General features: G+C 61.7%; 23 protein-coding genes, 1 tRNA gene and 1 pseudogene. 19 read left to right on the forward strand and 6 right to left on the reverse strand.

What is annotated here, in order from left to right; all coding sequences use genetic code 11:
* Positions 1–4 precede the first annotated feature (4 nt).
* The 6 genes from PX52LOC_RS31195 to PX52LOC_RS41210 are packed head-to-tail and all read left to right on the forward strand — an operon-like array spanning position 5 to position 3,087.
* Positions 5–1,390 (forward strand): hypothetical protein, encoded by a 1,386-nt coding sequence (locus tag PX52LOC_RS31195; RefSeq protein ID WP_149113746.1) that lies wholly within the window; start codon positions 5–7, stop codon positions 1,388–1,390.
* Positions 1,387–1,740 carry a hypothetical protein gene (locus PX52LOC_RS31200; protein ID WP_149113747.1) on the forward strand — a complete coding sequence of 118 codons (354 nt, stop codon included), beginning with the start codon at positions 1,387–1,389 and terminating at the stop codon, positions 1,738–1,740. The genes PX52LOC_RS31195 and PX52LOC_RS31200 overlap by 4 nt, the downstream gene beginning before the upstream one ends.
* Positions 1,737–2,228, forward strand: coding sequence for a glycoside hydrolase family 108 protein (locus tag PX52LOC_RS31205; protein WP_149113748.1), 492 nt, complete (start codon positions 1,737–1,739; stop codon positions 2,226–2,228). Before PX52LOC_RS31200 ends, PX52LOC_RS31205 begins: the two co-directional genes overlap by 4 nt.
* A 2-nt stretch (positions 2,229–2,230) precedes the next feature.
* Entirely contained in the window at positions 2,231–2,491 is a 261-nt protein-coding gene (locus tag PX52LOC_RS31210; RefSeq protein ID WP_149113749.1) for a hypothetical protein, read from the forward strand.
* Between the two features lie 3 nt (positions 2,492–2,494).
* Positions 2,495–2,917 carry a holin family protein gene (locus tag PX52LOC_RS31215; protein WP_149113750.1) on the forward strand — a complete coding sequence of 141 codons (423 nt, stop codon included), beginning with the start codon at positions 2,495–2,497 and terminating at the stop codon, positions 2,915–2,917.
* Positions 2,914–3,087 carry a hypothetical protein gene (locus PX52LOC_RS41210; RefSeq protein WP_168219315.1) on the forward strand — a complete coding sequence of 58 codons (174 nt, stop codon included), beginning with the start codon at positions 2,914–2,916 and terminating at the stop codon, positions 3,085–3,087. The genes PX52LOC_RS31215 and PX52LOC_RS41210 overlap by 4 nt, the downstream gene beginning before the upstream one ends.
* Positions 3,088–3,317: 230 nt before the next feature.
* On the opposite strand, the gene PX52LOC_RS31220 is transcribed toward PX52LOC_RS41210, so the two are convergent.
* Complete coding sequence (locus PX52LOC_RS31220) at positions 3,318–4,523, reverse strand: DNA cytosine methyltransferase (protein WP_149113751.1); 1,206 nt, start codon at positions 4,521–4,523, stop codon at positions 3,318–3,320.
* An 89-nt stretch (positions 4,524–4,612) separates the two neighbouring features.
* On the opposite strand from PX52LOC_RS31220, the gene PX52LOC_RS31225 reads away from it, so the two are divergent.
* Both PX52LOC_RS31225 and PX52LOC_RS31230 read left to right on the forward strand, forming a co-directional pair.
* A complete protein-coding gene (locus tag PX52LOC_RS31225) occupies positions 4,613–4,867 on the forward strand; it encodes a helix-turn-helix domain-containing protein (protein WP_149113752.1) in 255 nt (84 codons plus the stop codon).
* 109 nt (positions 4,868–4,976) lie between these two features.
* Positions 4,977–5,747, forward strand: coding sequence for a hypothetical protein (locus PX52LOC_RS31230; RefSeq protein ID WP_149113753.1), 771 nt, complete (start codon positions 4,977–4,979; stop codon positions 5,745–5,747).
* 846 nt (positions 5,748–6,593) lie between these two features.
* Here the strand turns inward: PX52LOC_RS31230 and PX52LOC_RS31240 are convergent.
* From PX52LOC_RS31240 to PX52LOC_RS31250, 3 genes are all read right to left on the reverse strand, one after another.
* The gene (locus PX52LOC_RS31240; RefSeq protein WP_149113755.1) at positions 6,594–7,799 is read right to left on the reverse strand and encodes a tyrosine-type recombinase/integrase; all 1,206 of its coding nucleotides are present in this window, start codon (positions 7,797–7,799) and stop codon (positions 6,594–6,596) included.
* Positions 7,800–7,895: 96 nt separating this feature from the next.
* Positions 7,896–7,968, reverse strand: a tRNA-Phe gene (locus tag PX52LOC_RS31245).
* A gap of 193 nt (positions 7,969–8,161) precedes the next feature.
* A complete protein-coding gene (locus tag PX52LOC_RS31250) occupies positions 8,162–8,647 on the reverse strand; it encodes an HNH endonuclease (protein ID WP_246173520.1) in 486 nt (161 codons plus the stop codon).
* 209 nt (positions 8,648–8,856) lie between these two features.
* On the opposite strand from PX52LOC_RS31250, the gene PX52LOC_RS31255 reads away from it, so the two are divergent.
* The 3 genes from PX52LOC_RS31255 (at position 8,857) to PX52LOC_RS31265 (ending at position 10,787) form a co-directional block, all read left to right on the forward strand.
* Positions 8,857–9,981: a hypothetical protein gene (locus tag PX52LOC_RS31255; RefSeq protein ID WP_149113756.1), complete on the forward strand. Its 1,125-nt coding sequence runs from the start codon at positions 8,857–8,859 to the stop codon at positions 9,979–9,981.
* An 82-nt stretch (positions 9,982–10,063) separates the two neighbouring features.
* Entirely contained in the window at positions 10,064–10,318 is a 255-nt protein-coding gene (locus tag PX52LOC_RS31260) for a hypothetical protein (RefSeq protein WP_149113757.1), read from the forward strand.
* Positions 10,305–10,787, forward strand: a complete 483-nt coding sequence (locus PX52LOC_RS31265) for a hypothetical protein (RefSeq protein ID WP_149113758.1) — start codon at positions 10,305–10,307, stop codon at positions 10,785–10,787. The genes PX52LOC_RS31260 and PX52LOC_RS31265 overlap by 14 nt, the downstream gene beginning before the upstream one ends.
* A 1-nt stretch (position 10,788) precedes the next feature.
* Here PX52LOC_RS31265 and PX52LOC_RS31270 read toward each other — a convergent pair.
* Positions 10,789–11,920 (reverse strand): IS3 family transposase gene (locus tag PX52LOC_RS31270; RefSeq protein ID WP_390637529.1). Its coding sequence is split into 2 segments (ribosomal slippage): positions 10,789–11,637 and positions 11,639–11,920, totalling 1,131 coding nucleotides; the frame shifts between segments, so codons are not numbered across the junction.
* 106 nt (positions 11,921–12,026) lie between these two features.
* On the opposite strand from PX52LOC_RS31270, the gene PX52LOC_RS31275 reads away from it, so the two are divergent.
* Complete coding sequence (locus tag PX52LOC_RS31275) at positions 12,027–12,635, forward strand: transposase (RefSeq protein WP_149113759.1); 609 nt, start codon at positions 12,027–12,029, stop codon at positions 12,633–12,635.
* Between the two features lie 910 nt (positions 12,636–13,545).
* On the opposite strand, the gene PX52LOC_RS42985 is transcribed toward PX52LOC_RS31275, so the two are convergent.
* A complete protein-coding gene (locus PX52LOC_RS42985) occupies positions 13,546–14,010 on the reverse strand; it encodes a hypothetical protein (RefSeq protein ID WP_246173521.1) in 465 nt (154 codons plus the stop codon).
* Positions 14,011–14,292: 282 nt separating this feature from the next.
* Between PX52LOC_RS42985 and PX52LOC_RS31285 the strand changes: the two genes are divergently transcribed.
* The 7 genes and pseudogenes from PX52LOC_RS31285 to PX52LOC_RS31320 all read left to right on the forward strand — a co-directional run bounded on the left by PX52LOC_RS31285 (position 14,293) and on the right by PX52LOC_RS31320 (position 19,509).
* Positions 14,293–14,481 (forward strand): transposase family protein, encoded by a 189-nt coding sequence (locus PX52LOC_RS31285; protein WP_168219316.1) that lies wholly within the window; start codon positions 14,293–14,295, stop codon positions 14,479–14,481.
* 61 nt (positions 14,482–14,542) lie between these two features.
* Positions 14,543–15,253 (forward strand): annotated as a pseudogene (locus PX52LOC_RS44440) (IS3 family transposase); the annotation flags it as partial.
* Between the two features lie 934 nt (positions 15,254–16,187).
* On the forward strand, positions 16,188–16,499 hold the full coding sequence (locus tag PX52LOC_RS31300) for a hypothetical protein (protein ID WP_149113763.1): 312 nt from the start codon (positions 16,188–16,190) through the stop codon (positions 16,497–16,499).
* Positions 16,496–17,617, forward strand: a complete 1,122-nt coding sequence (locus PX52LOC_RS31305) for a tetratricopeptide repeat protein (protein WP_149113764.1) — start codon at positions 16,496–16,498, stop codon at positions 17,615–17,617. The genes PX52LOC_RS31300 and PX52LOC_RS31305 overlap by 4 nt, the downstream gene beginning before the upstream one ends.
* Before the next feature lie 212 nt (positions 17,618–17,829).
* Positions 17,830–18,087, forward strand: a complete 258-nt coding sequence (locus PX52LOC_RS31310) for a hypothetical protein (RefSeq protein ID WP_168219318.1) — start codon at positions 17,830–17,832, stop codon at positions 18,085–18,087.
* Between the two features lie 507 nt (positions 18,088–18,594).
* The gene (locus PX52LOC_RS31315) at positions 18,595–18,987 is read left to right on the forward strand and encodes a hypothetical protein (RefSeq protein WP_149113766.1); all 393 of its coding nucleotides are present in this window, start codon (positions 18,595–18,597) and stop codon (positions 18,985–18,987) included.
* Positions 18,988–19,020: 33 nt separating this feature from the next.
* Complete coding sequence (locus PX52LOC_RS31320) at positions 19,021–19,509, forward strand: site-specific integrase (protein ID WP_149113767.1); 489 nt, start codon at positions 19,021–19,023, stop codon at positions 19,507–19,509.
* Positions 19,510–19,651: the final 142 nt, after the last annotated feature.

Below are 19,651 nucleotides of genomic sequence, written 5' to 3' on the forward strand. Positions count from 1 at the left end.
GTCCATGTCGATTGTGTCCGTGCCGGTTGTCCGGTGCTTCTACCAGGGGCAGGTGGCCCCGAACGCCCAGGTGACCGTGTACCAAACCGGCACGACGAATAAGGTGATCGTCTATTCCGACGCCGCACTTACGGTCCCGATTAGTAATCCCGTGTCGGCCAACTCCAACGGCGAGGCCGGGTTCTACACCGCCAACACAGTCGCCCTCCGGCTCGACATCACCACATCGGGCGGCCAGGCCATCGGCACCTACGATCCCGTCTACCCGCTCGACTTCACCGGGGCGATTGCCACCTTCGTCGGCGATTCCGGCTCCGGAGGGGTTAAAGGCCTCGTCCCCGCACCGGCTTCGGGCGACGCGGCGGCCAACAAGTTCCTCTCGGCCAACGGCACGTTCCAAGCCGTCTCCTCCGTCTTCAACTACGTCAACAAGTTCATCAACAGCTCCATGGACGTGTGGCAACTCGGCACATCCGGCACCATCACGGCGGGTACGCCCTCCTACACGGCCGACGGGTGGATGGTCGGCTGCACCGGCGCGAACGTCACCTGGAGCCAAACCGGGCAGCGGGGCAACACTGCCTACGGCCTCAAAGTGACCGGGGCGGCGAGTGTGACGGGCGTGTTCTTCCGCCAGCGGATCGAAAGCCTGGCCTGTGCGAGCTTGCGGGACAGCGGGCCGAAACAAGTCACCATCCAGCAGCGGATTTACAACGGCACGGGGGGCGCGTTCATCCCGACGCTGACCGTCAAGCACGCCAACGCCGCCGACAACTGGACGGCCTCCACCACCGACGTAAACGCGGTCAACCTTCAAACCTGCCCGGACGGTGCCCAAACGACCGTGGCCTACACGTTCACCACCCAGAGCGGCACGGCCAACGGGTTGGAAATCACCATCGACTGCGGGAACAACTTCACCACCACCGGCAAGTCGGTCGAAATGAGCGAGCCCGACATCCGCGTCACGGCGGGCGTGCCAACCGGCCTCAACGCCTCGCCGCCCACCGTGGACTTCCGCCCGACGGCCACCGAGCTGGCCATCTGCCAGCGCTACCTGCCGTCGTTCGCCGCCTCTTCCGTCGGCAGCACCCTCGGTACCGCCGGGCTAACATCGTCCACCGTGGGGCGGATCACCCTCCCGTTCCCCGTGCAAACTCGCATCGCCCCGACCGGGGTTGCCGGGATTTCGATCACCACTCCGAGCCAGGTGTCGGTCGCCAACGCGAGCGGCGCGGTCGGCTGCACGACCCTCACCTTCCGCGAGGCGAGCACACTGGCCGCGACGCTCGACTTTACCAACTCGGGCGGATTCACCGGCGGGCAAATCGCCTGGGCCACCTTCGCCAGTGGCTCCGGGCGGATCGTGTTCACGGGGGCACAGCTATGACCAACGAAGAGCTAATGAATTGGGCATTCCCAGGATTCGTTACCGCCTGCATGGTCGTCATCGGGTTCTTCATCGCCCGGCTGATTCGAGGCTTTGACGACATGGAAAAGTCAGCCGCCCAATGCAAGGTCGAGCAGGCGACCATCAAGGGCGACATCGGCCGCGACATCAGCCAGCTCCGCTACCACCTGGCCGAGAACTACGCCACCAAACTCGACGCCAACCAGCTCCGCAGTGAGGCGCTGGCCATTCGCGCCGAGACGCACGCCAGCCTGGAGCGCATCCACGAGCGGATCGACCAGCTTCCGAAGGAAATTATCAGCCTCGTGAGGAAAGGGAGCATCGAATGAGTGAGGACTTCGACAAGGCGTTCGCCACGCTGATGAAGCTGGAGGGCGGCTACGTCAACGATGCTGCGGATGACGGCGGCGAGACCAACTTCGGCATCAGCAAAGCCCAGTACCCGAACGTGGACGTGGCGCACCTGACCCAAGACCAGGCAAAGGCAATCTACCGCAAGGACTTCTGGGACAAGTTTCGTTGCGGCGACATGCCGTTCCCCATCGGCGGGCTGCTGTTCGACTGTGTCGTGAACCACAACCCAACCAACCCGGTCAAGTGGATGCAAAGCAACATCGGCGTCCTGGCCGACGGGATCATCGGGCCGCGCACCGTGGCCGCCGCCCAAGCCAGCCGCGACCCCGTCGGCGTGGCGACCGAGATGACGGTCAAGCGCGTGGAGTACGTGAAAACCTTGCCCGACTACCCGCGGTTCGGCAAGGGGTGGCACGCCCGTCACGTCCGCGCGTTGAGTGCGGCCATCAGCAACTGGAGGTAGCCATGATCGAACTGGTGAAGAACGGCGAAATCGAACTCGACAAAATTCCGGTTGTGGAGCCCGCGCCGAGGCCACTCACGGCCACCGCCCTGACCATCGCCGACGAGCGGGGCAACGTCGTCACCGTGGCGGTTGACGCGAAAGGCGCGACCCATTGCAGGGCCACCTGCGTCACGCCGGACGCCGTCTGCGAACTCGTGGACGCCGCTACGCACCTGCTCGACAACATCACCTTCCTGTCCACCGAAGAAATCCCGGAGTAACCCATGCCCGTCTGGCTCGCCCTCATCGACCCCATCTCGAAATTGCTGGACCGCCTGATCCCCGATCCGGACGCCCGCGCGAAAGCTCAGCTAGAATTGGTCAAGGAGGAGAACGCCCAGGCCTTGCAGGAGCTGCAAATCGCCGCCCAGGCCGACGCCAACCAGGTCGAGGTGAACAAGGTCGAAGCCGCGAACGAGAACCTGTTCATCTCCGGGTGGCGACCCGCCGTGGGCTGGTGTTGCGCCCTGGCCTTCGCCTACAGCTTCGTCATCCAGCCGCTGCTCGCGTTCGCCATTTCAAACTCGACCGGCACGGAGGCGATTTTGCCCGACTTCGACATGGACGCGCTCAACACCGTGCTGTTCGGCATGCTCGGGATCAGCACGTTGAGGACGGTCGAAAAAGTGCGGGGCGTAAAAAAATGAACCCCGACGAGAACTGGTTCGTCAAAATGCTCATCCTGACGCTCTCGATCATCGCCGCCTACTTCATCGCGTTGCCCTACGTCATGAAGGCGTCGATGACGTGGGACATCACCATTCCGCCCCGCACGCCCTATGAAGCCCCTTCCCTGCCCGATCGCACAGTTCCGTAGCCTCACCGTATGGCCGTGAACACTCGCAAGCCGCCGACGAACTACGTGGAGCGGGAGAACCGGCGGCAGATGCGGGAGCAGTACCCGCGGCCGAAAAATGCTGGAGGAAGTTTTCTTGAATTAGCGGTGTCATCGATTGTTCTTGGGACCGTTATCTCGGTGGCTGAAATAAGTTACAACGGCATATCTATTTAAAGCACGTCCGCAACACCGCCCCTTGCTTCTGACTATCAGGCGAAAGACTTCTTTCTTTCAGGCTTTATGGACTTGAGGCCCTGTTCATAAAGGGGAGTAAGTACCTGCTGATCGATCCATTCGATAGCAGGCACGCATACCGCGTCGGCAAACCCCCAAAGTTGCTGAATCTCGCTTCCGACCAGTGGAAAGTCGGGTACTCCTTGGAGAGCGGCGTATTCAGCCGGGCTCATCCATCGCATTTTCATTCGCCCACTTCTGATGGAGATGACTATTTGCTTTGCACTTCCCCCCTTCGGGGTCCGTAGACATCCGGCAATACCATCAAACCTCACCTCAGCACGCATTTGTCCTTCCCTAATCCTTCTAAAAATTGTCCCTGTCCAGTCTGCCTTCGAAGCAACAATCTTATCCACCTGACCACGATGCAGATCACTCATCATCGCGTAATGGCGAAGCACTTCGTGTTCGCTCCACCACGCCTGATCGTCGCCTACTGCTATCACATCTTTTAACTGTATCTGCAACGAAGGTGGATTTGGCAGTTCAAATTCCACCCACCCTGTCTCCAATTCGATGTCTCTTTTCGCTCGCATGATGGCCGCGGATCGCAGTGGTGATAGAGTCTGTGGCGGCCAGAGCCAACCCGCGCGCGCTTTTTCGACCGGTTTCAAATGCGAAAGAACTGCAATGATAAAAACGCGGGGCCGGCTCTGGGGTGTGAAGTGTGAGGCGTCTAAGACGAAGGCATCGAGCCAATACCCCAATTTGCTCAACGCACGAACAGCATCTGCGAAGTCTTCGCCGCCTCGCGAAGTTAATAATCCGGTAACATTCTCAACCATAATTACTTGCGGCTGCCGAGATCCAAGTGATTTCACGACATCTATGAACCCAAAGAATGTCGAAGATTCCTTTCCTGCCAGTCCGCGATAATTCCCGGCCAAGCTAAGATCGACGCATGGAAAAGATGCGGTAGCCAAAAAAGGCTGACCTGGCATCCTGGTTACAACTGCGTTCGCATCCGTAATATCGTGAAGATGAAAGTGCTCATCCACGCCGAAACGAGCCTCGTACGCTTGCTGTTTTTTTGCACTAATATCATTCGCGTAGACGCATCTCCAGCCCGTTCGCACCAACCCCTCACGGACCAATCCGATACCCGCAAAGAACTCAGAGAATGTTTTCTCGCTAATCGTCTTCGTTCTCTTGGCAGGGATTTTCTTGGTTTTCAAGCTCATCCAGCACCTAACGGGCGACCGCGGTACGCATAGTCGGTGTACTTATAGTCTGTGGATTTGATTTCGTCAACCCCGAGAATCTTCACCCTATGGACCAACTTGACGTAAAAGTCCTTTTCGGTGCTCGCGTTAGGCATCTCCGAAAGGAACAGGGTTTCAGCCAAGAAGACTTTGCTCACCGTGTCGGGCTCGATCGGAGCTACATGGGTGGGGTGGAGCGGGGTGAAAGAAACATTAGCCTTGAAAACATTTGTTTGATTGCAAGAGCATTGAATCTGCCCGTATCTCAAATATTCATCGGCTGGACCGATGTGGCTCCGCCTGAGAATACCCCTGAAGAGTGACTTTTTACTGTCGATTCTTGACCTCTTTAACGATTGGTTCGGAAATATCTTGGGCTGGCAGTCCAGCCAAGGCCTGACAATGCCCCAGAAGAGACATGGAAAGAGCCGAATGGACGTTCTTTCGGGAATCGTGGCGCAAATTAAATCCGCAAAACGTGATTTAGACAAATACCAGCCCCATGAAGTAGACTGGAACCAGCATGCAGTAGCGGCAGCTGAGGAACTCGTGCCATGGTTGTCTACTGTCGTTCACGGAATGAAGGACTATGTTCAAGATGTATTAAATGCGCCTGCACTACTACGATCACTCTGGGGAACGATTCGCAAGCATGTCGACTTACCTACAGAACAGATAGAGGCTTTCGATAGGCAACTGACACTTGATGATGTTCTCAGAGAGTCGGTCACCGGGGAAGTTATTAGCAATGTGGTGACTAAGTATTTGATCGAGCATCATCCTACGGCTTCCCTCAAGTCGAACGGCCGAAGTGACTACCCCGATCTTTTTCTTAGCGATCGCGACTACACACTGTTGCCTGTTTTCAAAAGGATCAAGAAAATCCCTCTAAAAGAGGGCAAAGCTGAAGAGCAATATGGTGCTTCCATCAAGGGCTCCCATAAGCGCCCCGTAAGAATTCCCGATGGGCTAGAGATCAAAACATGCCGAGACCGGATAGCCGTAGACTGTCATCATCCGCATGCTGGGCTTCATTTAATACTTTTGTTCTCCCACAGTAAACGAATATTTAATGTCAGCGACGTTCGGATCGGATTTCTTCGCCATGAGGACTACCGCGAGTCTAATCGCAATACTACCGCAACGACCGTGAAATATTCCTTTAACGGAGACAGATTCTTAAGTTTGTTAAGCTCGTCGTGATTAATACGGGCCATTCCTTCCCTCAGCAAACATATGTCATTTAAGCAATGGTGAAGGAGCAACCGCCTTGAAGCGGCCGAAATGTAAATAACGGGGTTAGGCCTCGTCCAGCTGGGCGCTGGAATGCACATCCCGAAGACATTTAGCCCGGCTGAATTGTTGGCGGCGGTTGAATGGGTGATGGGTAGGATTGGAGACTATCCGTTTTGGAAGAGGTGGTCAGGTATAGGTCGATCCGCTGACACTTACGGCATGCTTAGGTGGAATTGAAGAGAGCGGAGGGCAGTAACCCACCCCCCTAGCAGACATCACTCGTTATCCTGCTTCTTCCAAACGTTCCACAAGGTCAAGCCCTGAAAGACCGCTGAAATCGCTTTCAAAACGAGGTCCGCCACGTAGTAGGCTTCCATCTCACACTCCTTTCCTCCCGCAAAGCCCTCTCCCCGACCGTGGGATCGTCGGAAGGGAGGCTGCCACTCGGCAACCCGCCCGAGGCCACGCAACTGGCCCCCGGTGGATTGCCGAGCGTCGAAAGGCGTTAGTGATTGTTGGTACGGCGTTACCGCCGAACTCGCCTAACCACCCCGAGCTGGGGTAGTATTCGTCTGCTGAACAAGAGTGTACCAAGCCGGGAATTGGCGGCCAGAGAAATTGTTCGAAAGTCGGTGCGAGCGGTCGGTAAGAATTGCTGGACATCGGTGAACAACTCTACGAACCTCGCGGGCAATCCAAGCTGGCAGGGGCGTTATCTATCTCCACCCGCACGATCCGCTACTGGCTGGCCGGGAAACGAAAAATCCGCCCGGTGATCGCCAAGCGGATTCACAGCTTGAAGTCAAAAGTTGACTAAGACGCTTTCTCGACCGTCGAGTTGACCGCGGCCAGCAGGTGCTCGCCGTCGGTCGAGAGACTTTCATAATGGCGGCAGAGCATGGAGGCGTCACGATGCCCAAGCAACGTCGCCACGGTAATCGGGTCGTGCCCCTCCTTCAGCTTCCGGGTCGCGAAAAGATGCCTTAAATCATAGAGCGCAAACCGTTGCTTCCCCTTCCGCGCCAGCGCAGCTCGCTCCTTCCTTCGATCAATCACCGCCTTCTGATGAGCCGCCCGCGCCTCGGCGAGCTTGGCCGGGCCCTTGTACCGACGGCGGTCGAAGCGCGGCAGAGGAGGGATCGTTTCGATTGCCCCCGACATTTTCACGAGCAGCCGCTGGAAGCGTGAGACGACCGCCTGGGCCCGCCACGGGTTGCCGTCGATGTTGCGGAACAGTTTCCCCGTCGGGCGGATGGACCTCAACTTCGCGAGACTTTCCTCGGCGGCGGTGGTCAGGTAAATGACCCGCCAGCGGCGCTTGCCCTTCGCCTCGGCGGGCGGGATTTCGATCCGGTGCTTGTCCAGGTGGACGTGCCGGGCCTCGATCAGGCGAGCCTCCTGGGGCCGCACACCCACCTCGTAGGCGAAGATCAGCAAGTCGCGGAAGGCCGCGTCTTTCACGAAGCCGAGCAACCGGGTGAAGTCGGCGGCCGTGACCGTGCTCTCGCGCTTCGTGGCCTGGGGCTTCTCCACGCCGTTGACCGGGTTCTTGTCGAGGTAGCCGAGCTTCACCGCCCAGTTGAACGGACGCAGCACGGCGACGATGGCACCCCGGCGTTGGTTCGCTCCCCACTTGGCGTGAGCCGGGCTATCGACCCAGTCTTGCAGGTGGTGCGGTTTCAGGTCGGTCGGCAGGAGCGTCTTGGCCGAGGGCTTGAGCGACTTGCAGAAGCTTTGCAGGTGCTCGGTGTACCACTCCAGGGAGCGGCCGGCACGGTGCTTCTCGGTCCAGGAGAGGAACTTGTCGAGGAGTTCCGCGACCGAGAGTTCGGTAGATTTCTTTTCGCGCGAAACGGGCGATGGCCGGGGAGCCGCCATCACGCGATAGAATTCGGCCCACGCTGCTTTCTCGGTAACAGCGTTTTTAGGACCGGGGGTGAGCTTGATTTGCTGCTTGCCGACCTGGACGTACCAGGCGTTGCGGGCGGAACGAAAAAAGGGTTTTGGCGAGTGGGACATGGCAGTAACCGCTCCGAGGAGCCGAGGTCTCTGCCACCATTCTCTGCCACGGCGGCAGAGAACATGTGTCCGTTCGTCAAAACCCTTGTTTTCTAGTGGTCACTCCCGGGATTGAACCGGGGACCTAGCGATTTTCAGTCGCTCGCTCTACCAGCTGAGCTAAGTGACCCAACACCGATGTTTTACTAGAAATCCCCCGGCCGGCAAGCCTACGTTTTCAGGCCTAAAAGACGGGGGCGACGCTCGGGCAACTAATCGGTTCCGGCACCTCTGGAGCGAAGTTGCGGCCCCCACAGTGTAGCGCAAAATGGTACGGTTTTCAATGGGTAGGGTCCCGCGTAGGGTCCCGTAGGGTCCCAGCGTCAGACGGGGTTCAACCGGGCGAATTCTCCGGCCAGAGGAAGGATCGCGGCGTTGTACGCCTTGGCGGCCACGATCTCGTCCGCGAAGTAGCCGACGAAGTGTGCCTTGCCGTTGCACCGGAAGGCGACGACCCACTTCCCCTTCGCCGCACTCCACGACACCCCCTTGTACTGTGAGCTGCCGCCGCGTGCGGACGTGTTCTGCTGGTTCATCGCCTGTGTCGCCAGACGGAGGTTGTGACGGGAATTGTTCAGCCCGTTGCCGTCGATGTGATCCACTTCGGAACCAGGAGAAGCGTTCAGGATCAGGCGGTGCATCTTCACCCCGATCTGCTGACGGGCACCAGGAGGCCGGTAGTTGGCGACGACGTAGTAACGGCCGCTGTTGTGCTTCTTCGCCTGCCAAGTGTACTTCGCCAGACCGAGTGTTTCCCAGTCCTCCTCATCCACCGTTGCCTTGAAGCCGCTCTGAAGTTCGATCTGCACCCGCCGACGCTAGCGCGGGTTTGAACCTCGTGCAAGCACTTCTTGACCGAGTCGGACAGCGACCGCCCCTCGACTGTTGCAAGCCGCCGCTTAGGCCGCCCGAACAGCTTGCCTATTTTGACGTGCTGAATCAGAAAACCCACGCAATCGCGCAAGTCAGACAATTGATCCTCTACCGACATTGCGTTAGGCTGAGAACGGAGTCGAAAATGGCCTCTGTACAGAAGTACAGGGCGTACTTCGTCGGTAACTCTCTCATGAGCAGTTCGGATTTACCAGAGCAGGACCTGTTCGAGCGGATCAAGGGGAAGGTGAACAAAGAGCCGATCCGGCAGCTCCTCTTGGAATACAAAGAGCAGCACAAGGACATCCTGACGGGCGGCACTCAGGAGGAGCTGGTCGATCAACTGAAGTCAGCCGAACTGGCTGGGCAAATACCCCGCAGCAGGTTATTCGGCCTGCTTCAGGAGTTCGAGGAGAACGGCAACCAATCCCTGCTCTACTATTCACCAGCCACGGCCGCAATCAGGGAGCTGTGCCGATCACCCGAGGAGGTTGCCAAACTCCTGTTTGGGGCTGACTGGCGGAAGACGCAAGGTTTTCCCAAACTTGCCCGCCTGAGCGGCGGGTGGGAAGTGGTGGATTTCCGGACAAACATCCCCGGTAAGCCGACCGACTGGTTGATGAAAATTTACACCTACCAAGAGACCAAGGTTCAGGTGCGGGAGTTGCAGGCGGTCGAGGCGAACACGACGGGGCTGGGCTTGCGGGCAAACGAGTATGTGGTCATTTACGAAAAACGTGTCACGGAATCGGTCTGTCTGGCAAGGTGGAATGACCATCCGCGCGACGGCCTGCTCGAACTCCGAGTCGAGCACTCTGGTCGGAAGGACCGCTTCGAGTTGGACGTGAACTCGATCTGGAATCGTCTCCAGAAGGCGTTTGTGTGGGCCGACTTTCAAGCGTGGGAACTTGGCCGAGCCTTGGAGCAGATGCTTCGTGAGTGCGAGACGAACAATGACCTCTACCTTTTGGGGCTGGCTCACCTCGTGGATTCGGGTGAGGGTGGCGTCCGGTATGTCCCGTACACCGAGAAGGACAGCATTGACGCGGCCCCGATTCGACTCCAAACGATCCGGCAGATTCTTGAGGACGGTGGGCGGTGTTCGGGCCTAGCAATGACGTGGTTACCAAAAGGATCCGGCGGCGTTCTCGAAGACAAGTTGAGGACCTACGCGGGGTCTCGACAAACAAACCAGCTAGTTATTTCTGCTCAAGCGAATGCTCGGGCGGTGGATTATGTTACGGATAAACTTCGATTCTTTGCGGGATAGTCACCCCGAGTACTCGGACGCCTGGTCCGGTCTCGAACGGTGGCTTAGCAAGAACTCGCAAAAAGAGTTTGTCGAGTTGTCGGTGTTGCTGCGCGCGCTGCCACGGGTCAACCGCGCTGAACTGATCGTGGCTCTCCAGCTTCTTGTTGACAACGGGATGATGGAGATCACTTACCGGCTGAAGGCCCCAGAAGGACACCTGCTGGAAGGGGAGTTTGAAGAGCCGGACCTGGTTCCTGACAAGCTCATGGACCGAGACTACAGTGGGTATGTCCTCAAAAAGGACGGCACGGTGGTAAGCGGGTATCGGTGGGAGACCTCCGGTGCCACTGCGTAAACAGGATGTCCCAGTAGAGGTTTGCGAGGTGCTGTTGGAGTTCTACCAGCGGCTCCGACTGAGTCCGAGCGCCACCTCTGAAACCAAGTTGGTTTGGTATGAAGAAGTGAAGGCAAAGTTGTCGAAGCGTGGCCGGCAACTGGCATGGGCGTTTGTTGAAGGAAGCGTTACCGTAAATCAAATCACCCAAAACTTCAGCGGAGAAAACACCGTGTCACAGAATAACGCTCCCGGCGGAACGAATGTCACACAGACTGCCGGTGGGAACATGACTGGCGTCAACGCTACCGGCGAACAGAAAATCCGAGACATTACGATCTACTCCCAGGACTTGGATCAAGCAGGCGCTTCGATCAATGCGGCCCTCAAAACGGCTCTCCTTGAGGCCCGAAACGCGATCACCAAGGCTGACATTGATCCGTCGATTATAGTGGACCCCATTTGCGAGACCAAAAACCGACGAATTTAAGCTACTCCTTCGCCGGCTCTTTTGACCGTCCGGCCCGGTACACCTCGGCCGGGGTCTTGTACCCCAGTGACTGGTGCAAGCGGGCCTCGTTGTAGAAGGTGAAGTACGCCTTCAACCCCCGCTCCAACTCGGTCACCGTCTCGTATCCCCGCAGGAACACGTCCTCGTACTTCACCGTCCGCCACAGCCGCTCGACGAACACGTTGTCCAGGCACCGCCCCCGGCCGTCCATGCTCACCCGCGCCCCGGCCGCCTCCACCCGCTCGACCCACGCCCCGGCCGTGAACTGCACCCCTTGATCGGTGTTGAACACCTCCGGGGTGCCGGCCGCCAACGCCTCGTCCAGCATGTCCCGGCAGAACGCCCCGTCGAGCGTGTTCGACAACCGCCAGGCCACCACGTACCGGCTGTACCAGTCGATGGTGGCGGCCAAGTACATGAACCCGCCGGGCAGCGGCAGGTATGTAATGTCGGCACTCCACACCTGCCCGACGCGGTCGATCGGCACGCCGCGGAGGAGGTACGGGTACACCGGGTGGCCCCGCCCGGCCGACAGCTTCGGCTTCGGGTGGATGGCTTCCAGGCCCATGACCCGGAGCAACCGCTGGACCCGCTTGCGGTTCGCCGGGTGGCCGTTGCGGGCCAGCCACCGGGCGATCCGCCGGCTGCCGTAGAACGGGCAGGCCGTGTACTGCTCGTCGATCCGCCGCATGAGGGCCAGGTTGTCGGCCGACTCCTCGGCCGGCCCCCGGTAGTACGTGGCCCGGCCGAGCCCGACCAGTTGGCACTGCCGACGGACGCTCAGGTCGGCGTGCCCGGGGTCGATCAGCGGCCGCAGGTCGTCAACCGAACGTCGCAGCTTTTTTTTTCACCCAGTCGAGCTCGACCTTGAGCCGGCCGATCTGCTCGTACAGCGCGGGTGTCTGGTCGTCGCCGGGGGCGACCGCCTTCGCTCCGGCGGCGAACACGGCCTCGGCCCCGGCCAGGAGTTGCTTCTTCCACCCGTGGATGAGGGTCGGGTGGACGCCGAAGTGGGCGGCCAACTCGTTGACCGTCTTGTCGCCCTTCACCGCGGCCAGAGCGACCTGGGCTTTGAACGCCGCCGTGTGGGTCTTCCGCTTCGCCGTCATCAGGACCACCTCCGAGGGCCGCCAGAGTAGCTTACCTGGCGGTCTCAGTTTCGGGGTCCACTATACATATCATGGCTTAATCGGCTCAGTCAACAAGCAAGGAGGCGATATGCGATACCTAAATGTCTTCACTGACAAGACGGGCGAATTCTACGGCGACGAGACCGGCAGCCGTGAAAAGGCTTTCTGGGAAATCGTCGAGCACACGATGGACCGCTCGTACACCTACGTCTGCACGCTGACGGATGGCGAGAAGGTCGACTTCACTGCCGAGCTGGAAGAGATCAAAGACCAGCGTGAATGGCAGGCACGAGAGGACGCGAAGTACGGCACGGCCCTCGCCGTCGAAGTGTTGCCGGGCCAAGCCCACGACGCCCCGCGGTTGGAGCCGCTGCTTGACGCCACCATCGCTCGCGTGCCGCACTTCGACGAGGCGGTGTGCGACAAGGGGTTCGATGGGGACGACCAGCGGCAGGCGTGCGTCGACCGGGACGTGTTCCCGAACATTCCCAGCCGGAGCAACCGGGTCGAGCCCCAGCCGTTCCTGCCGGACGGGTATCGAGAGCGGAACAAGGTGGAGCGGCTGTTCGGCAAGGCCAAGCAGTTCCGCCGGTTCGCCACCCGGTACGAGAAGCGGAAGACGATGTTCCTCGGTGTGGTCCATTTGGTGTTCGGCGTCCTGCGACTACGGCGACTCAGGAACATCAACACGGCCTAATCCCGGAGATATCATCATCAGTATTCTGAAGAAGGGCGACACACCAGAGTCTGACGCCCGAGACCAATGTCGATTCGCATTGGACAAAATGAGGACGCTGGATAAGGTTGAAAAGAGGATGCTGCCGTTAACTGAGAAGGGCCTGTCTTTCGTTTCGAAGACTTACCAATCGCACCCGGATCTCACGAAAAAGGTGTCGAAGATTCTCACTGCAGGTCAGGACTTTAAGACGACAAAGCAGAATTACGATCAACTGTGCAAGAAAGGGATCGCCTTCGCCCTGCAGAAATATCCCGATCTGATGAAATAATGCACGAGATTGAACGAATGAAAGAGTTGCTGCTCGGTCTGAAAAGGCAACTCTCTCCACTCGATTGGGCGCATCCGATGATGTGGCCGTTTTTTGGCGCCGCCGCCCTACACGCTTGCCTTGCGGCGACGAACGCGATCCGGGGTAGTGGCCCCGGTCGAGGGATTCGATAATCGTAATTTTTTAATAGGAAAAGTCTTGCGAAGTCATTGTACCTGATTTCTCCCGCGGGCGGGGCCACTACCGCGACGCGGGTAGTTGCGGCAGACAACTTCCTCCCGACATCGGCCGCCGGGCGACTGGTGACCGGCGGCCGATGTCGGCCACCCTGCTCCCGCCTGCCGTCGCAGGGCTGTATCACCTCACACTTCTGCCAGAGGCTCAGACGCCGACCGCATGGCTGGTCTTTGTCGTGTGCTGGGAGTTCTTGGCCGGACTGACGGTGGTGTCCGGGTGCGGGCTTGTGTGGGCGGTCGCCACCCCCGACTGGCTACCCCCGGCTAACGTGGCGGTACGGTCGCCGACTGTCGCTCATGGTGTCAGTGTCGTACCCAGGGCGGACGCATCTAATCGCCCTGATTTTTCGCCGGTTCCCGGCCCCTATCGCTTGGCAAGGACCAGGTCCACCACCCAACAACCTCGCACATGGTGGCCGTCACCCCGGCAATGGGCGAGGATGTCGGGTCGATCGCACCCGGCTTCCTCCAGGGCGTCGGCCAGGATTGGCAAGCGGTCGAACGCCCCGTCCCGGTAGATGCCCTCGGCCAAGGCCGTGACCGTCGAGGTCCGCCAACCCGGGCCCGGGCGGGTTCGCAACCCGGGCCCGGCGAGGATGTCAGCCAAGATGTGGCCCCGGGCGGAAGACTCCGGCACGGGGTCCGCCGCCCGAAGGGCGTAGAAGGCGGCGGGGCTCGCCACCGAGACAACCCCCGACGGGTCGGACCACGGGGCGGCGGCCCCGTGGGCAGCAAGGGCGGCGTTGTACGGTCGGAAGTCCCCGTCCTCGCCCGTGGCGTCGTCAATCTCGGTCGCGGCCTGATCCGCCTGCGTGCCGCTCGGCCACATCCACGGCTCGTTGGCCGCGCGGGTCGTCCCGCCAAGCTTGGATGCGCCGGCAACGCGCGCAGGCGAATAGGCGGAGCGTGCGGGGGCAACCCTTGCCCTGTAGAAGGCCCTCCATCTCCCCCGTATCCTCGGCCGCCGTGCGAGACGCCCACCCCGTTTCCACAGCCTGTCCCCCAGGGCGAGGCCCTCGCCCTGGCCGGTCCTGCCCCCCCCCTCGGGCCTCCGAACCGTGGCGTCCGGCCCCCGAGCGAGGTACACCAGCCGATGTCACGGAGGCCCGGTATGCCGCAGCAGGACGTTTCGATCACCCGCCACTTCGCCGACCGGCCCGACCCACGAGTAGACCGGACCAAGAAGCCCTCCCCCGGCGACATCCTGGTGGTCGCCCGGTGTGCCGTCATCGCCGGGGCCGACTCGTGGGAGGAGGTGGAGGCGATCGGCCAGGCCAAGGCGGACGGGCTGAAGACGTGAGGTTCCCCAAGTTTCGTGGACACCGAGTTAGCGGTGTAGACTCCGAGGGAGGAGTTCACCGATGCCTCGCCCCCGATCGACGTACACGGCCGAGTTCAAGCTCGCCGCCGTGAAGATGATGACCGAGCAGAAGCGGGCCGTCGCCGCGGCCGCCCGCCGCCTCGACGTCGGCGAGGACCTGCTCCGCGAGTGGCGGAAGGCGTTCCTCGCCCGCGGGGCCGATGCCTTCCCCGGGCACGGCAACCCGATCCCGGCCGAGGAGGAGCTTCGCCGCCTCCGGGCCGAGGTCACCCGCCTCAAGGCCGAACGCGACCTGCTAAAAAAAGCCGCCGCGTACTTCGCCAGCCCGCCGACGTGACGTTCCCGGTTCATCGCCGACCACGCCGGCGAGCCGCCCGTCCGGTGGGTGTGCGACGCCCGGGACGTGTCGGCGTCCGGGTCTTACGCCTGGGCCGCGCGGGCGGACCGCCCGACCCGACTCTGGCGGGACGAGTTGGTCGGTGTGATCGGGGCCGTTCACGCCGAGGTGAAGCCGCGGTACGGCCGCCCGCGGATGCACGCGGAGTTGAACGCGAGGGGGCATGCGTGCTCGAGGAACACGGCCGCCGAGCTCATGAAGGCCCACGGGCCCCGGGCGAAAGCCCCGCGGCGGTTCGTGCGGACGACGGACTCGAACCACGGCCGGCCCGTCGCGGGCAACGCCCTCGGCCGCGACTTCACGGCGGTCCGGCCGAACGAGAAGTGGGCGATGGGCATCACGTACGTCCCGACCCGCGTGATGTCGGCACACCAGCGATCGTTCGGTCCTTCGGGGTCGAAACCCCGGTCGGGGACGTTCCCCGCCACCGGCAACCGGTGATTCGAGTCGGTGGTGCGAGCGAACCGCCTCGGTGCCCTCTCGCGGGACCCGTGTTCCCGCGTGAGTTCGGCCACCGTGTTCTCCGAGCACCCGCGCCCGCGGGCGTTGAACTCGGAGGTCACGCGCGGGCCCCGTACCGGCCCCTCACTTCGGCGCGGATCCCCTCGATCGCGCCGACCAACTCCTGCCGCACACCTCGGTCGGGCTGTCGGCTCGCGAGGCCCAAGCGTAGTACCCGCTGACGGACACCTCGAGCGCCTCGCACATCCACGCGACGGGCCACTCGTCGACGTGGTCGGCGATGAACCGGGAACGTCACGTCGGCAGGCTGGCGAAGTAAGCGGCGGCTTTTTTCAACAGGTACCGCTCGGCCCGCAGGCGTGCGTTTTCGGCCCGCAGGCGGCGGACCTCCTCGTCGGCCGGGGGCGGGTGGCCGTGGCCCGGGAAGGCCGCCTCCCCGCCCTCCTCGAACGCCTTCCGCCAGGTACGGAGTAGATCCTCCCGACGTTGAGGCGGTGGGCGACCTCGGCGACGGAGAGCTTCTGGGCGGTCATCATCTTCACGGCCGCGAGCTTGTACTCGGCCGTATACGTCGTTCGGGGACGAGCCATCGGTGAACTCCTCCGTCCGAGTTTACACCGTTAACTTCGACTCCACCAAACTTGGGGAACGGCAGGAAGCGGAGGCAAGCCCGCTCTTTGCCGACTTGATCCGCGAAGAGGGCTTCGTCCCGAAAGGCCGCAGCCGTTGACCCGGCTGTTCCGCATCCACCTCGGCCCGGCAGGTTAGCCCCTAGACCGGCGGGCGGCGGGCGGGTACAGTGTCGGTCTTGAATCGCGAGGGTGCCATGCCGCCAACAACTGTCGAATGCCCGTGGTGCGAGTCCCCAACGCCGGCCGGGCCGACGTGTACCACCTGTGGGCGACGCCTACCCACCCCAAAGGTGCCCAAGCCGGCCACTCGCACGTCGAAGTGGACGTGGGCCGTCCTCGCCCTCTTCGTCCTCACCGGGGTCGGGGCGACCGGCCACTGGTACTTCACACCGGCCCCACCCCCGGGGGCTCGCCCGGCACCCGCGATGACCGACGAAGAACGGAAGGCGGCCGTCGAGAAGTCGATCGCGGCCACCGAGAAGGCGACCGCGGCCAGTCGGCGTTGAACCTGGAACAGGTCAGCCCGCACGCCCCGGCGACCGTCGCGCAGGTCATCCTCCGCGGCCGCCCTGCGGACGTGCCGAAGTTCGCCGAGTACGACCGCGTGTACGCCCGCCAGCCGGAAGTGCTGGCAGCCTTCGGCACGTACCACGCGAACGCCGGCCGGGGGGCCGAGGCGGCCAAGTACTGGAAGCGGTGGATCGACGTGTCGCCCGACTGGCAGGCGTACAACAAGTTGGCCGACGCCTACCGGGCCGAGGGCAAGGACGACCTGTGGGAGGAGACGCTAAAGGCGTCGCTGGAGGTGGAAGACACGGGCCTGAACCACGCCCAGAGCAACGTCAAACTGGCCTATGGGTTCATAGCCCGCGACGCCTACGACAAGGCCGAGCCGTACGCCCTGGCGGCGGCCGACAGCTGGGCGGGCTGGGCGTTAACGTGCGCCGCCGAGTGCGAGATGGGGCTGAAGAAGTGGGACCGGGCCGAGCAGTTCTACCGGGCGGCCGCCGGGCGGTACGACGAGCCGGCGATGGACTGGTTCTTCGCGAGCCGGATGCACGGCGAAATGAACCCGGCCGACGCCGAGCGGGCCGCTCGCAACTACGTGTCGCGGTTGGCCGGCCCCCAACCGCCGGCGGTGGCCTTCCGGTCCGGCCGGTTCTACCTGCTGACTGGCGACCCGAAGCGGGCGATGGACGAGTTCGTGCGGGCCAACGCAACGCCGTTGGCGACCGACCTGAACGGCCTGTTCGTGACCCTGCTGGCCGACGCCCGGGCGGAGCGGACCGTCAGCACCGACGCCCTGGTCCGCGTCTCTGGCCCGTCCGACACGATGATCTACAAGCCGATCGGGCTCATGCTCCAGCGGTGGTATCAGGCCAAAGCCCTGCCGGACGACACCGCTGTGAAGGTGGCAATTGCGAAGCTGCCGGAGGCCGCTCGCCCGGATGCCGACTTCTTCGTGGGCTGGTATCTGGCGAACGCCGGTGAGAACGACCGGGCGAAGGCCCACTGGCAGGCCTTGGTGACGGCCGGCAAGGGGACGCCGCTCCTTCGCACGCACGCGAAGGCGTTCCTTCAGAAGCTGCAAGCCGACGGCCGCCTCGACCTGTCCCCGCGGTGATGACCGCGATTTCCCCTCTCCTGACTTCGTCGAGTCCATTCGCCCCGCTGTCCAAGTTCGGGCCGGTGTGCTTCTTCCTGCCGACGGCTTCCTCCTGACGGGGTCATTCCCGTTCCCGGTCGGCAATGTCAGTGGTTACCCCCCTGCCCGTCAAATGACGGACCGTCCAACGGCTGCGGTTCCGATTCAGATGGCGGGCCGGCATCCTCGTGGTGCTCGCCGGCCTCATCCTGATGTTCGTCGGCGCGACGATCAAGGCCGCCCGCATCCAACTGACGGGCGCGCCCCGGCGATCGAGCGCGTTCGATCTTACCGAGGTCACCGGCAAGCAGAATATCGACGCCCCGCCTCCGGCGAACGCGAAGGGCACACTTGGCGTCGTTGAAGTTGAGTTGTACAGGCCGCTTCATCGCCCCGGTGCCCACAACCACACCTGTACCACAAACCGGCGTCCATACCACAAAGTTTGATTGAGTATGGTGGCTTTGTTACAGTTGCGGAGTGGCCGATTTCCTGGGTATGATCGGTTTTTAAAGGGCTTCTCACGAAGATGCCGTTCATTTGCGATCGACTGAAATCGCTAAATCCCCGGTTCAATCCCGGGAATGATCACTGTTATAAGTAATTTCATACAAATCACTTACTGGCTGTGACACAACCTCCGATTTTTTCCTTGCTATTCAGTGTATTCGGAGGTTGTGTCACAGCCAGTAAGGCTTTACTTTGGTGGTCGGAAGTGCGGCTCAAATAGCTTTGTAATGCGCATGGGGCTACTGTGTCGCTCCCTTCCGGTTCCAAGTTCCCAACACTCCTCCACCACAAACCGAGAAATCGGGCCTGCGTCATCGTCAAAGGCCCCGACGGGTCTCGCACGCCGCTCTACTTCGGTGTGGGGTTCACAGGCTGCTAAAAACGAGTACGCCCGGTTCATCGAGCGACTCGCCGCCGAGCGACGGGACCGTCAGGCTCGGCCCGGGATGACTCACCCGGACGTGTCGCTGAACGAACTCATCCTCGCATTCCTGACGCACGCAAAGACGCACTGCCGCCGTGCGGACGGCACCGCGACGAATGAGCAGATGGAATTCCGGCAGGCCTTCAAGCCGCTGAAGAAGTTGCACGGCGAATCGCTGGCCGCAGAGTTCGGGCCGGCGAAGTTGAAGGCCGTCCGCGAGGCGATGGTGGAGGCGGGGATCTGCCGCACGCTGGTAAACCGCCGCGTCTTGCGGGTGCGGTTCCTGTTCCGGTGGGCCGTCGAGCAGGAGATGGTGTTGACCACCGTGTACCACTCGTTGAAGACGGTCATCGGCCTCCAGTTCGGCCGGACACCGGCCCCGGAAACGGACCCGATCACGCCCGTCGAGGCGTGAGCGGTCGAGCAGACGCTTCCTCTGCTCACGGAAATGGTGGCGGGGCTCATCCGCTTCCAGCAACTCACGGGTTGCCGGCCGGGCGAGGCATGCCTGCTACGGATGTGCGACATCGACCGCAGCGGGCCGGTGTGGGTGTACACCCCGCACCACCACAAACTCGCGCACCGGGGGAAGTCGCGGACCATCGCCGTCGGGCCAAAGGCACAACTACTGGTGCCGTCGTTCGAGCGAGTGGACGGCTACCTATTCTCCCCTCCGGCGTCGATCAAGGCGTACCACGCCTCCCGAACGGCGGCTCGGAAGACGCCGAAGTGTGCGAGCCACATGGCCCGCAACGCCGCCAAGCGAAAGTCGCGGAAGAACCGCGAACCCTGGGACCACTACGACCCGAACGCGAGTTGCCGTCGAGGTCCTGGACGACGCAGAGGTCTCCCAACCGCCCGGCCATCGTCAGAAGCGTATGCCGCAACGAGTGGAAGTCGCAGTGCCGTAGCACGTCGTCTTCGCCGCGAATCGTGACTGGGATGCCAGCTTCTTCGCAGTCGATCTGTATCATGTCCGACGCCCACGCCGACCAGATCCCGCATCGGTGTGATACGACAACATCTTTCGCGAACAGAATGGGCGTCGGAATACAAAATCCCGCAACATTAACCCGTGC

The organism is Limnoglobus roseus (genome assembly GCF_008254045.1).
In the GTDB taxonomy this organism is placed as follows: domain Bacteria; phylum Planctomycetota; class Planctomycetia; order Gemmatales; family Gemmataceae; genus Limnoglobus; species Limnoglobus roseus.